This is a genomic window from Mycobacterium sp. 1423905.2 (assembly GCF_001673155.1).
In the GTDB taxonomy this organism is placed as follows: domain Bacteria; phylum Actinomycetota; class Actinomycetes; order Mycobacteriales; family Mycobacteriaceae; genus Mycobacterium.
Genome location: NZ_LZLE01000285.1, coordinates 1 through 12,596, shown reverse-complemented (window position 1 = coordinate 12,596; position 12,596 = coordinate 1). Strand labels below are relative to the sequence as shown.

The 12,596-nt window shown below is 66.3% G+C and carries 10 protein-coding genes and 1 pseudogene; 6 read left to right on the top strand and 5 right to left on the bottom strand.

What is annotated here, in order from left to right:
• The 3 genes and pseudogenes from A9W95_RS27320 to A9W95_RS18845 form a co-directional block, all read left to right on the top strand.
• Nucleotides 1-352, top strand: a pseudogene (locus A9W95_RS27320) (2-polyprenyl-6-methoxyphenol hydroxylase-like oxidoreductase); the annotation flags it as partial.
• A gap of 342 nt (nucleotides 353-694) precedes the next feature.
• Nucleotides 695-2,521, top strand: a complete 1,827-nt coding sequence (fadD11, locus tag A9W95_RS18850; protein ID WP_067416120.1) for a fatty acid--CoA ligase FadD11 — start codon at nucleotides 695-697, stop codon at nucleotides 2,519-2,521.
• Between the two features lie 13 nt (nucleotides 2,522-2,534).
• Nucleotides 2,535-4,433 carry a lysophospholipid acyltransferase gene (locus A9W95_RS18845; RefSeq protein ID WP_067416117.1) on the top strand — a complete coding sequence of 633 codons (1,899 nt, stop codon included), beginning with the start codon at nucleotides 2,535-2,537 and terminating at the stop codon, nucleotides 4,431-4,433.
• On the opposite strand, the gene A9W95_RS18840 is transcribed toward A9W95_RS18845, so the two are convergent.
• Nucleotides 4,405-4,635, bottom strand: coding sequence for a hypothetical protein (locus tag A9W95_RS18840; RefSeq protein WP_067416114.1), 231 nt, complete (start codon nucleotides 4,633-4,635; stop codon nucleotides 4,405-4,407). The two genes, A9W95_RS18845 and A9W95_RS18840, sit on opposite strands and share 29 nt — an antisense overlap.
• A 104-nt stretch (nucleotides 4,636-4,739) precedes the next feature.
• Here A9W95_RS18840 and A9W95_RS18835 point away from each other — a divergent pair, with 104 nt between their 5' ends.
• Both A9W95_RS18835 and ilvA read left to right on the top strand, forming a co-directional pair.
• The gene (locus A9W95_RS18835; protein WP_067416111.1) at nucleotides 4,740-5,177 is read left to right on the top strand and encodes a nitroreductase family deazaflavin-dependent oxidoreductase; all 438 of its coding nucleotides are present in this window, start codon (nucleotides 4,740-4,742) and stop codon (nucleotides 5,175-5,177) included.
• A 33-nt stretch (nucleotides 5,178-5,210) separates the two neighbouring features.
• Nucleotides 5,211-6,503 (top strand): threonine ammonia-lyase, encoded by a 1,293-nt coding sequence (gene ilvA / locus A9W95_RS18830; RefSeq protein ID WP_067416108.1) that lies wholly within the window; start codon nucleotides 5,211-5,213, stop codon nucleotides 6,501-6,503.
• Here ilvA and A9W95_RS18825 read toward each other — a convergent pair.
• On the bottom strand, nucleotides 6,500-7,144 hold the full coding sequence (locus tag A9W95_RS18825) for a pyridoxamine 5'-phosphate oxidase family protein (protein WP_067416106.1): 645 nt from the start codon (nucleotides 7,142-7,144) through the stop codon (nucleotides 6,500-6,502). The genes ilvA and A9W95_RS18825 overlap by 4 nt on opposite strands.
• 41 nt (nucleotides 7,145-7,185) lie before the next feature.
• Between A9W95_RS18825 and A9W95_RS18820 the strand changes: the two genes are divergently transcribed.
• The gene (locus A9W95_RS18820; RefSeq protein ID WP_067416103.1) at nucleotides 7,186-8,511 is read left to right on the top strand and encodes an aminotransferase class I/II-fold pyridoxal phosphate-dependent enzyme; all 1,326 of its coding nucleotides are present in this window, start codon (nucleotides 7,186-7,188) and stop codon (nucleotides 8,509-8,511) included.
• Here the strand turns inward: A9W95_RS18820 and A9W95_RS18815 are convergent.
• From A9W95_RS18815 to treY, 3 genes are all read right to left on the bottom strand, one after another.
• Nucleotides 8,489-9,037: a mismatch-specific DNA-glycosylase gene (locus tag A9W95_RS18815; protein ID WP_253851701.1), complete on the bottom strand. Its 549-nt coding sequence runs from the start codon at nucleotides 9,035-9,037 to the stop codon at nucleotides 8,489-8,491. The genes A9W95_RS18820 and A9W95_RS18815 overlap by 23 nt on opposite strands.
• A 63-nt stretch (nucleotides 9,038-9,100) precedes the next feature.
• Complete coding sequence (gene treZ, locus A9W95_RS18810; protein WP_067416097.1) at nucleotides 9,101-10,840, bottom strand: malto-oligosyltrehalose trehalohydrolase; 1,740 nt, start codon at nucleotides 10,838-10,840, stop codon at nucleotides 9,101-9,103.
• Nucleotides 10,833-12,596 (bottom strand): malto-oligosyltrehalose synthase (treY, locus tag A9W95_RS18805; protein WP_067416095.1); only part of this gene is annotated, 1,764 nt, incomplete at its 5' end. The genes treZ and treY, both read right to left, overlap by 8 nt.

Below are 12,596 nucleotides of genomic sequence, written 5' to 3'. Positions count from 1 at the left end.
CAGTGACCTGCAGCGCAAATTCTTCCGTACCAGCGCCAAGGAGATTCGCAAAGCGTGGCAGACCGCGACGGGGTCGGATTTGGCACTGCCGCAGGTACAGGGACGTCCACCGCTGACATCTCGGATCAGCAACCGCTATCTCAAGCGAGTACTGGCCGCTACGGAAACCGATCGGTTGGTGATCCAGCAATTCTTGAGGGTGATCAGCATCGTGGACCCGCCGTCCCGCCTGCTGCGCCCGTCGATCATTGCCCGCGTCGCATTCGCCCACATGAGGCACCGCGGAGCAACCGTCGCAGGGGGCGCTAACCAAGAGCGTGTCGCGATGAAGCGTCGAACGATTGTGCGCTGAGTTGATGACGAATAACCGGACCCCGGGTGCCGTGTGCGGTATCGCCCACCTGAATTCGCGCAATGCCGGAGCAAGGTCGCGCGGCGTTTAGGCAGTTTCGTTGGATCTCGTTACACCCGAGCTCGTCTCGCGCAGCGCGAGCAACGCCCTCCGGGCTCACCCGTCAGTAGCAGCGCGTCGGCGCTCGGTCCCCTTCATGGCTGCGGTCGGCCATTCGGAACATGGCCTCACCGATCGAAATCTTCCCTGGTATTCCGCGGCATCCGACGCCGGACGTAGGCTCAGCTTGGTGATGGGTCTGCCATCCGGCGACACCGGCGACACCGGCGAGGAGAGCGGAAAATGACAGCACCCCAGCATCCGGTCACCATGTGCGAGGCCTTCCAACGCACCGCGGCGATCGCCCCCGACGCGGTGGCCCTCCGCACGCCGGGTAACGCCCAGACCTTGACCTGGCGCGAGTACGCGGCGCAGGTGCAGCAAGTCGCGGCCGGACTAGCGGGGCTAGGGGTTCGCCGGGGCGACACGGTGTCGCTGATGATGGCCAACCGCGTCGAGTTCTACCCGCTCGAGGTAGGCGCGCAACACGTTGGTGCAACGTCGTTTTCGGTCTATAACACCCTGCCCGCCGAGCAGCTGACCTACGTGTTCGACAACGCAGGCACCAAGGTCATCATCTGTGAAGAGCAGTACGTCGACCGCATCCGCGCCAGCGGCGCCCCGATCGAGCACATCGTCTGCATCGACGGTAAGCCTAAGGGCACCCTGTCGATCGCTGACCTCTACGCGGCGGCCGGTGAAGATTTCGACTTCGACTCGACATGGCGTGCGGTACAACCGGAGGACATCGTCACACTCATCTACACCTCGGGGACCACGGGGCACCCCAAGGGTGTGGAGATGACCCACACCAACCTGCTGTTCGAGGGCCGGGCGCTCGACGACGTGTTGGGCGTCGAATTCGGTGACCGAGGCACCTCCTATCTGCCGACGGCGCACATCGCCGACCGGATGTGCAACCTGTACACGCAGGAAATGTTCGGCACCCAGATCACCACGGTGTCTGACCCGCGTGCCATCGTGGCCGCTCTCCCGGATGTGCGTCCCACCATCTGGGGTGCAGTGCCGCGAGTATGGGAAAAGCTCAAGGCCGGAATCGAGTTCATGATCGGCACTGAGACCGATGAAATGAAGCGAGCGGCGCTGCAGTGGGCGATGTCGGTGGCCGACAAACGCGCGGTCGCTCTGTTGGCCGGCGAACCGGTGCCGAACGACGTAGCCGCCGAGTGGGCACAGGCCGACGAGCATGTGTTGTCCAAATTGCGCGAGCGGCTCGGATTCGGCGAGTTGCGCTGGGCCATTTCCGGAGCGGCGCCCATTCCCCGCGAGACGCTGGCGTTCTTCGCGGGCATCGGAATCCCCATCGCGGAGGTCTGGGGGATGTCTGAGTTGAGTTGCGCCGCCACCGCCTACCACCCGCGCGAACTGCGCCTGGGCACCGTCGGCAGGTTGTTGCCGGGCTTGGAGGGCAAAATCGCTGAGGACGGTGAATATCTTGTCCGCGGTCCGCTGGTGATGAAGGGCTACCGCAAAGACCCCGGCAAGACCGCCGAGGCCATCGACGCCGACGGATGGCTGCACACCGGTGACATCTTCGATGTGGACGCGGACGGCTTCCTTCGGGTGGTCGACCGGAAGAAAGAGCTGATCATCAATGCGGCGGGAAAAAACATGTCACCGGCCAACATTGAGAACACCATCCTGGCCGCCTGCCCCATGATCGGCGTCATGATTGTCATCGGCGACGGGCGGCCTTACAACACCGCGCTGCTGGTCTTCGACGCCGACTCGGTAGGTCCCTACGCGACCCAACACGGATTGTCCGACGCCTCACCCGAGGCGTTGGCCGGAAACCCGGACGTAATCGCGCGGATCGCCGCCGGGGTAGCGGAGGGCAACGCCAAGCTGGCTCGGGTCGAACAGATCAAGCGATTCCGGATCTTGCCCACCCTGTGGGAGCCCGGCGGCGACGAAATCACCTTGACGATGAAACTCAAGCGCCGGCCCATCAAGGAAAAGTACGCCGCCGAGATCGAGGAGCTCTATGCTACCGATCCGGGTCCCAATATTCACGAGCCCGCGGCCGCAGCGTCGGCTCAACCAGCATGACAGGGGAACGGCCATGACGGTGCGCGGAGTCGGACGGGTCGGAGTCCGAAAGGCATTGCAGCGCACCGGAATCGTCGAGGAGTCGGTGACCGCGTTGCCGACCGACCCCGACGAGGTGGCCCAACTGCTCAGCGCCAAGTGGTTCGACGATCGGCTCAATGGGCTCGCCGACGAGTTGGGCCGCGAACCGGCCAGCGTCCGCGCGGAAGCCGCGGGCTACCTGCGCGAGATGGCGGCGTCGCTGAACGAACGACCGGTGCAGGCGTGGCGGAGCTTCAGCCGGTGGCTGATGCGGGCCTACGACGTGCTGGTCGACGAGGATCAGATTGCTGCGCTGCGCAAACTGGACCGCAAGGCGACGTTGGCGTTCGCTTTCTCCCATCGTTCCTATCTGGACGGCTTGCTGCTTCCCGAGGCGATCGTCGCCAATCGCCTGTCGCCGGCGTTGACTTTCGGCGGAGCCAACTTGAATTTCTTCCCCATGGGCGGCTGGGCAAAGCGTACGGGGACCATCTTCATCAGGCGCCAGACCAAAGACATCCCGGTCTACCGCTTCGTGTTACGCGCCTACGCTGCGCAACTCGTGCAAAACCACGCCAACCTCACCTGGTCCATCGAAGGCGGTCGGACGCGCACCGGCAAGCTGCGGCCGCCGGTGTTCGGAATTCTGCGGTACCTCACCGATGCGGTCGACGAAATCGACGGTCCGGAAGCGTATTTGATTCCCACCTCGATCGTCTATGACCAGTTGCACGAGGTGGCAGCCATGACCAACGAGGCCTACGGCGCGGTGAAACGTCCCGAAGACTTCCGGTTCCTGATCAGGCTCGCCCGCCAGCAAGGCGAACGGCTCGGCCGCGCTTATCTCGACTTCGGTGAACCCCTTCCGCTGCGTAAGCGCCTCGAGGAACTGCGCGCCGAGGAGTCGGCCACCGGAACCGAAGTCGAGCGCATCGCCTTGGACGTCGAACACCGGATCAACCGGGCCACCCCGGTGACTCCCACCGCGGTGGTGAGCCTGGCGCTACTCGGGGCGGACCGATCTCTATCGATCAGCGAAGTGCTGGCCACGGTGCAACCTCTGGCCAGCTACATCGCGGCGCGCCACTGGACGGTGGCCGGCGCCGCCGATCTGACCAACCGCTCCACGATCCGCTGGACCCTGCACCAGATGGTCGCGTCGGGCGTGCTGAGCGTCTACGACGCCGGCACGGAAGCGGTCTGGGGCATCTGCCCGGATAAGCACCTGGTCGCGGCGTTCTACCGCAACACAGCCATCCACATTCTCGTCGACCGTGCCATCGCCGAGACGGCATTGCTGGCGGCTGCGGATATCGCCGATAGCGCGGGAGACGGTTCAGTGGCACCAGCAACGGTCCGCGACGAGGCGCTGCGGTTGCGGGAACTGCTGAAGTTCGAGTTCTTGTTCTCTGCCCGGGCACAGTTCGAGATGGAGCTCGCCGACGAAGTACGCCTGATCGGTGCGGTGGACACCAGCAAGGCAGCAAACGCCGGTGCGGTGCGGGGATTGCTGGAATCGGCTGATGTGTTGTTGGCGCACCTGGTGCTGCGGCCGTTCCTCGACGCCTATCACATCGTCGCTGACCGGCTGGCGGCCCTCGAGGACGAAGCTCTCGACGAAGACGCGTTCCTGGCCGAATGTCTCGAGGTGGGCAAGCAGTGGGAGCTGCAGCGCAGGATCGCCAACGCGGAGTCCCGCTCCATGGAGTTGTTCAAGACCGCCCTGCGCTTGGCGCGGCATCGCGAGCTGATCGACGGGTCCGATCCGGAGCACATCGCCAAGCGGCGGCAGGAATTTGCCGACGAGATCGCGGCCGCTACCAGGCGGGTGAATGTGATCGCAGAACTTGCCAGGACGCGGGTCAGGCGCGCGACTGCTCGAACACCCTGAGCACCAAGCCGACGGCGACGGCCAGCGCGGCAGCCCCGAGCACGGCCGGCGCCGCACTTGCCGTGACCGCTGCGATCACCAGCAGGCTGGCCACCCCCACGAGGACCGCAAATACCTTGTGCCGCGGCCAAGGCACACCCGCAATAAGCACATCAGAGCTGCTCGCAGCGCTGAGTGAGCGGACATGCTCGGAGGTCGTCATAGATTCAGAGTACGTGGCACTTCAAAGTTCGGTCAAACGAAACCTCGGATGTGGCACAGCTGACAGCGCTGCCTTCGGGCAGCGCACGATTTAAGGTGGGTCGTATGCCGCTGACAGGTGAATACGCCCCGAGCCCTTGGGGCTGGGCCCGCGAACAAGCCGACAAATACACCGAATCGGGCGGCGCCGAAGCCGCCGATATGAAGGGCAAGCCGATCATCGTCCTGACGACGGTCGGCGCCAAAACCGGCAAACTGCGCAAGACTCCGCTGATGCGCGTCAAGCACAACGGCGAGTACGCGGTGGTCGCTTCATTGGGCGGCGCGCCCAAGAACCCGGTCTGGTACTACAACATCAAGAAAAACCCACGGGTGGAACTGCAGGACGGCAGCGTGACCCGCGACTATGACGCCCGCGAGGTGTTCGGCGACGAGAAGGCGACCTGGTGGGACCGCGCCGTCGAAGCATGGCCGGACTACGCCGAGTACCAGACCAAGACCGATCGTCAGATTCCGGTCTTCGTGCTGACCCCGGTGAACTGAATTACCTGTTGGACGGCATGGCACCATTGATCGGTGTCCGCTGAACTGAGTCAGACCCCGAGCACGTCGCCGCTGGCGGGGCTTTCTGCGGCCGACATCGACGGGGCCGCCAAGCGCATTGCGCCGGTGGTCACGCCGACCCCGTTGCAGCTCAGTGACCGGTTATCCCAGATCACCGGCGCGAACGTCTTCCTGAAACGCGAAGATCTCCAAGTCGTGCGGTCGTATAAGCTGCGCGGTGCCTACAACCTGCTGGTGCAGCTTTCCGACGAGGAACTGGCGCACGGGGTGGTGTGTTCGTCAGCCGGAAACCATGCGCAGGGATTCGCCTACGCCTGCCGGTCGCTCGGTGTGCACGGCCGGATCTACGTGCCCGCCAAGACGCCGAAACAGAAGCGCGACCGCATCCGGTATCACGGTGGGGAGTTCATCGAGCTGATCGTGGGCGGGTCGACCTACGACCTGGCCGCCGTGGCTGCGCGGGAAGATGTCGCGCGCACCGGCGCCACCTTAGTCCCGCCGTATGACGATCTCCGCACCATGGCCGGCCAGGGCACCATCGCCGTCGAGCTGCTCGACCAGCTCGAGGACGAGCCTGACCTCGTCGTCGTCCCCGTGGGCGGTGGCGGTTGCATTGCGGGCATCACCAGCTATCTGGCCGAGCGCACCAGCAACACCTCGGTGTTGGGCGTGGAGCCGGCCGGCGCGGCGGCGATGATGGCCGCTCTGGCCGCGGGGGAGCCGGTCACCCTCGACCACGTCGACCAGTTCGTCGACGGGGCGGCGGTCAACCGGGCGGGTTCGTTGCCCTACGCGGCGCTGGCCGCGGCCGGAGACATGGTGTCGATCACCACGGTCGACGAAGGAGCCGTGTGTACCGCGATGCTCGACCTGTACCAGAACGAGGGGATCATCGCCGAGCCCGCAGGAGCGCTGTCGGTGGCTGGGCTGTTGGAAACCGACATCGAACCGGGCTCGACGGTGGTGTGCCTGATCTCCGGCGGCAACAACGACGTGTCACGCTACGGCGAGGTGTTGGAACGCTCGCTGATCCACCTTGGTCTCAAGCACTACTTCTTGGTCGACTTCCCGCAGGAGCCGGGCGCGTTGCGGCGCTTCCTCGACGAAGTGCTGGGTCCCAACGATGACATCACCCTGTTCGAGTACGTCAAGCGCAACAACCGCGAGACCGGCGAGGCGCTGGTCGGTATTCAACTGGGATCGGCGGCAGACCTGGACGGACTGCTGGCTCGAATGCGGGCGACGGAGATCCACTTCGAAGCCTTGCGGCCGGGCTCGCCGGCCTACCGCTACCTGCTGTTCTAGCGCAGGTAGGGCGGAAGCGGGGTGGCTGGGTCGAGATCTTCGGCGGGCACCGGTGTGCCGGCCGTCAGCGTCAGCGGGACTACGCCTGCCCAATGCGGCAATGCGGTGTCCTCGAGATCGTCGCTCACCCCGCCCTGGCGCACTTTGGCCGACACGTCGACCAGATCGAGGGCAAGCAGCGCGGTCGCGGCGAGCTCTCGTGCGTTGGGGGCTCGGCAATCGGCGGACCGGCCGGGCCGGATGTGGTCGAGCAGCGCACTGAGCGCACGCAGCTTCTCGGCCGGGTCCTCGACCAGCCGTGCGGTGCCCAGCACAACCGCAGAGCGGTAGTTCAGCGAGTGATGCATCGCCGAGCGGGCCAGCACCAGTCCGTCGATCAGGCTGACGGTGACGCAGATTTCCAGCCCGGACAGCTTCGCGGCCAGCATCGGCCCACTGCCGGTCGAACCGTGCAGGTACAAGGTTTCCCCGAGCCGGGCGTGGGTGGTGGGCAGGACCACGGGTCGGCCGTCGGTGACATAGCCGAGGTGGCAGATCAGCGCCTCGTCGAGGATGCGGTGGACGGTCTGCCGGTCGTAGTGGGCGCGGTCCCGGTAGCGGCTGGGAGTGGTGCGAGGCGTCGGTCGGTAAGCGGTGTCCACGGTCCTGGCCTTAATCTTTGTACTAGTACATAATAAATAGTGTGCCAGTACAATACCGGATCGTCGGGACGGGCGCGGAATCCATAGCCGCGAATGTGGAGGAGGCCATCTCCCGAGGCGCCTTACCGCCCGGCGCGCCCCTGCCCTCGATCCGAGAGGTCGCCGCCGATCTGGGGGTCAACGCCAACACCGTTGCCGCGGCATACCGCATCCTGCGCGAGCGTGGGGCAGTGGAAACCGCGGGCCGGCGGGGGACTCGCGTGCGGGACCGGCCCGCCACGACGCCGCGCTCTTCGCTCGGTTTGGCAGTGCCGGCGGGCGCGCGCGATTTATCTACCGGCAATCCAGACCCAGCGCTGCTGCCCATCGTCGACGCGGCAGCGGCGGTCAGATCCGGTCCGCCGGTGCTCTATGGCGAACCGGCGATGTCACCGGAGTTGGTCGAGAACGCCCGCGCGGCGCTGGCCGCCGACGACGTCCCAGGCGACCACCTTGCGGTGACCAGCGGCGCGCTGGACGGCATCGAACGGGTGCTCACCGCCCACCTGCGGCCGGGGGACCGAGTGGCGGTCGAGGACCCCGGCTGGGCCAACGTGCTCGATTTGCTTGCCGCGCACGGGTTTTCCATCGAACCGGTACGGGTCGACGACGATGGACCGCTGATCTTGGACATGGCTCGCGCTCTGCGGCGCGGCGTGCGCGCCGTGGTGGTCACCAGTCGCGCGCAGAATCCAACCGGCGCGGCCTTGTCCGCCGAAAGGGCGCGCACCCTGCGAAGCCTGCTGGCCGGCCGGTCCGAGGATGTGCTGGTCGTCGAGGATGACCACTGCGCTGGCATCGCGGGGGCACCGCTGCACACGTTGGCCGCGGCCACCCGCCGCTGGGCCTTTGTCCGGTCGGCCGCCAAGGCCTACGGCCCCGACTTGCGGCTGGCCGTGTTGGCCGGGGATCGACGCACCGTCGAGCGGGTGCACGGCAGGCTGCGCCTGGGTCCTGGGTGGGTGAGCCGGATGCTGCAGGACCTCGCCGTCAACTTGTGGTCCGACGCGGCGGCGACGCAACTGGTGGTCAAGGCCGAACAGCGCTACGCCAGAAATCGCGAGCGGCTGTGCGCGGCGCTGGCGGAGCGGGAGGTGACCGCGCACGCTCGGTCCGGGCTCAACGTCTGGGTGCCGGTTCCCGACGAGGCGGTAGCCATCACCCGGCTGCTCAACGCAGGGTTTGCGGCCGCACCGGGAACACGGTTCCGCATCGGCACACCACCGGGGATCCGGATCACCGTCGCCGCTTTGACAGACGACGAGATCACACCGCTGGCCGACGCCGTCGGGGAGGCAGTGCGCGCTACGGGTCGGCGCAGCGTGTAGGCGGCCGGACGCTCATGCCGGCGGCTCGAGCGGCCCCGGCGTAGGCGGCCGCGAGGCGCGCCAACGTCGCGTGAGCGTTGCGGCCGCTCGGGTTGGGCAACACCCACAGGTCGATGCCCGGATACGGGGACACCTGCCGACCGACCGTGGCTTGGCGGTCGCCGAAGGCCGCCCGGTACGCGCTGATCCCGAGCACGGCGACGACCCGAGGTGACAACTCTCGGACCATCCGGTCCAATTTGTGCCTGCCTGCGATCAGCTCACCGGCGCTCAACTCGTCGGCGCCCGCGGTCGCCCGCTCGACCAGGTTGGTGATGCCGATTCCGCGAGCCGACAGGTATTCCCGATCCGCCGGGGCGAATCCGGACGAGGCGTCGATGCGGTGCTCGGTGATGCCGGCTTGGTACAGCGCCGGCCAGAACCGATTGCCGCGTGGAGCGAAATGCGCCTGCACCGCAGCGGTTCTCAGACCGGGGTTGATGCCGACGAACAAGAGCCGGACCTGAGCGGGGATCAAGTCCGGCACCGTCTTACCGACGAACTGTTTCAGTTCGTCTCGGGTGAACCGAGGCGTCGTTACCTGCTTACGCTATCCGGTGCGCAGAACCGCGAACGATTCCCCCGGCAGCTCGCTGGTCTCGGCGTCGATCTGCGGGTCCGTCCAGGCCAGCACCACTTCGCCGGTAACCGGAACAGTCACCGACTCCTTGCCTAAGTTGCAAGCAATCACCAATGCTCCGCGGCGCAACACGATCCAGCGCCCGTCTTCGTCGTAGTCGACGGTCAGGTTGTCCAGCCAGGGATCGGCCAGGGCGGTTTCGTTGTGCCGCAATGTGATCAGGTCGCGGTACACCTGTAACAGCCGCCGGTGTTCGTCGGAGTCCACTTCGGCCCAGTTCAGCTTTGAGCGCTGAAACGTCTCCGGGTCTTGCGGATCGGGGATTTCTGCGGCGTCCCAGCCGTGTTCGGCGAATTCCGCTTTCCGGCCCTCGGCGGTGGCGCGGGCCAATTCGGGTTCAGGGTGGGAACTGAAAAATTGGAACGGGGTGGACGCTCCCCATTCCTCGCCCATGAAAAGCATTGCGGTATAGGGCGATGCGAGCACCAGTGCGGCTTTGACGGCCAGCTGCCCGCCGGTCAGGTTCTGAGACGGGCGGTCACCGAGCGCGCGGTTGCCGACCTGGTCGTGGGTGCAGGTGTAAGCCAGCAACCGGGTGGCGGGGGTTCCGGTTTCCGCGGTCGTGTCCAGCGGACGCCCGTGCCGGCGCCGCCGAAACGACGAGTAGGTGCCGGCGTGGTAGAAGCCGTGCCGCAGGGTCTGGGCCAGCGTGGCCAGGGACCCGAAGTCGGCGTAATACCCTTGTCGTTCCCCGGACACCGCGGTGTGGACGGCGTGGTGGATGTCGTCGTCCCACTGCGCGGTGAGGCCGTACCCGCCCTTGTAACCGTCGCTGGGGGTGATCAGCTTCGCGTCGTTGAGGTCGCTCTCGGCGACCAGCGACAGCGGCCGCCCCAATTGCCTTGCCAAAAGGGCTGTCTCGGTGGCGAGTTCTTCGAGGATGTGGATGGCTGTCGTGTCGACCAAAGCGTGCACGGCGTCCAGGCGCAGGCCGTCGGCGTGGAAGTCGCGCATCCAGCGCAGCGCGGACCCGATGATGTAGCGGCGCACTTCGTCGGAGTCGGCGTCGGCGATGTTGATGCCTTCACCCCACGGGTTGCTGGCCGACGACAGGTATGGACCGAACTTCGGCAGGTAGTTGCCGGACGGGCCGAGGTGGTTGTACACCGCGTCGATCAGCACGCCCAAGCCGCGGGCGTGGCAGGCGTCGACGAATCGGACCAGGCCGTCGGGCCCGCCGTACGGTTCGTGCACGCTGTACCACAGCACGCCGTCGTAGCCCCAGCCGTGCGTGCCGGAAAAGGAATTGACCGGCATCACCTCGACGAAGTCGACTCCGAGATCCACCAGATAATCCAGTTTTTCGATCGCCGAGTCGAAGGTGCCCGCTTCGGTGAACGTGCCGATGTGGAGCTCGTATATCACCGAGCCCTCGACGGCGCGGCCCTCCCAATCGCTGTCCGTCCAGGGGGCACCGGCCGGATCCCACAGTTGCGAGCGTTCGTGCACACCGTCGGGTTGGCGCGCGGAGCGCGGGTCGGGAAGCACCGTCTCGTCGTCGTCGAGCACAAATCCGTACCGGCTATCCGGTGCGGCGTCCACCGTGGTGTGCCACCAGCCGTCGTCGGAGCGGCTCATGTCATGCACCGCCCCGTCGACGTCCACCCGCACCCGTTCGGGTTTGGGTGCCCATACCCGGAATTCAGTCATCAGCACGCTCCAGCAGCACGACGGGTAATTGCGAGAACAGATCGGCCGCCGGCGTGGTACCGCTGTGGCGGGCGCCGGTGATGGCGTCGGTCCAAGTTCCTTCCGGCAGCGGAACCGCCGTGTCACCCCAGCCTTCGTCGTGCAACCTCACCGTCCAACGTGTCGCGGCGACCAGCACGTCGGCACCGCGGGTGAACGCCACGATGTGGTCGCCGGATGACCCGGTGGCCAGCACGGGAAGGTAGCTGCCCTCCAGGAAAGCTTCCGGGCGGGCCCGGCGCACCCGCAGGGCGGCGTTGACGACCCGAATCTTAGGATGCTGCAACTCTTTCAGCGCCGCGCGCCGGGCCGCGTAGTCGACTTCGCGACGGTTGTCCGGGTCCACCAGGCTGTCGTCCCACAACTCGGTGCCCTGGTACACATCAGGGATGCCAGGGGCGGTGAGTGCGAGCAGCTTCTGGCCCAGCGCATCGCTTTCGGCGTGCGGGTTGAGTTGAGCGACCAGTCCGGTCAGTTCGGCTGCCACCGGACCGTCGAGTACCGAATCGATCCAGCGGTGCACGCCGTCCTCGAACTCGGTGTCCGGGTCGTTCCAGGTGGTGTGCCAGGACGCTTCGCGGATGGCTTTCTCGGTGTAGGCGTGCAGACGCTGCCGCAGCTCGTCGGTCACTTCACCGCTGACCGGCCACACGCCAAAGATGTTCTGCCACAGAAACTGTCCGGTCGCCGGATCGGGGGAGGGGGCTTGCGCCTCCCACCGCGACAAGAATTCGGTCCACAGCGAGGGGACTTGGGAGAGCACGCCGATGCGGGCCCGCACGTCCTCACCCCGCTTGGTGTCATGTGTGGTCAATGTCGTCATGGTCCGCGGCCAATTGCGGGCGCGGGTGGCGGCGCTGTGGTGGAATTCCGCGGCCCCCACTCCGAACCGGTGCGGTTCACCGCCCACCTCGTTGAGTGACACCAACCGGGCGTCGCGGTAGAACAGGCAGTCCTCCACCGATTTTGCGGTCATCGCCCCGCACAACTGCTGCAGGCGCGTGACCGGCTCCCCGCCGTGCGCCAACGCCGCGGCGATCACCTCGAGGGCCGGACCCAGTTCAGGTTGTGCCGCTTGGGTTTCCGCCAGCGCGGTGGGCAGGATGGCGGCCAGTCCGGGGTAGTCGAAGCGGTACACCTCGACGTGGCTCAACAGGGCGGCTATCGCCTCGGGCAACTGCGGATGGTCGGCGCCGGTGGCGGCTTGGATGGTCCGGCTCGACCGGGCCAATTCGCTGCCCAAGGTGTTGTTGGCGGTGCGAATCTTCAACTCCGCCAGCAACTCTGGCATGGCCTGGTAATCGACGCCCGCGGACTCGACCAGCTCGGTCAGCGCGGCTTGTCCGCTCGGGTCGATGAAGATCCCGCCTACTTCTCGCAACGCGTCGTACCCGGTGGTGCCGGCCACCGGCAGCGTCGGTTCCAGCGCCTCGTCCACAGCCAGGATCTTCTCGATCACGATCCAGGCGTCTGGGCCGACCAGTTCGCGCAACCAGTCCAGATAGCCGCACGGGTTGGACAATCCATCCGGGTGGTCAATGCGCACGCCGGCAACCAACCCCTCGGTGAACCACCGTGCCACTTCGGCGTGGCTGGCCTCGAACACCGCGCGGTCTTCTTGGCGCAAGCCCGCCAGCGAGGTGATCGAGAAGAACCGACGATAACCGCAGATGCCGCGTTTCCAGCCGACCAATCGGTAGTGCTGCCGGTCGTGCAC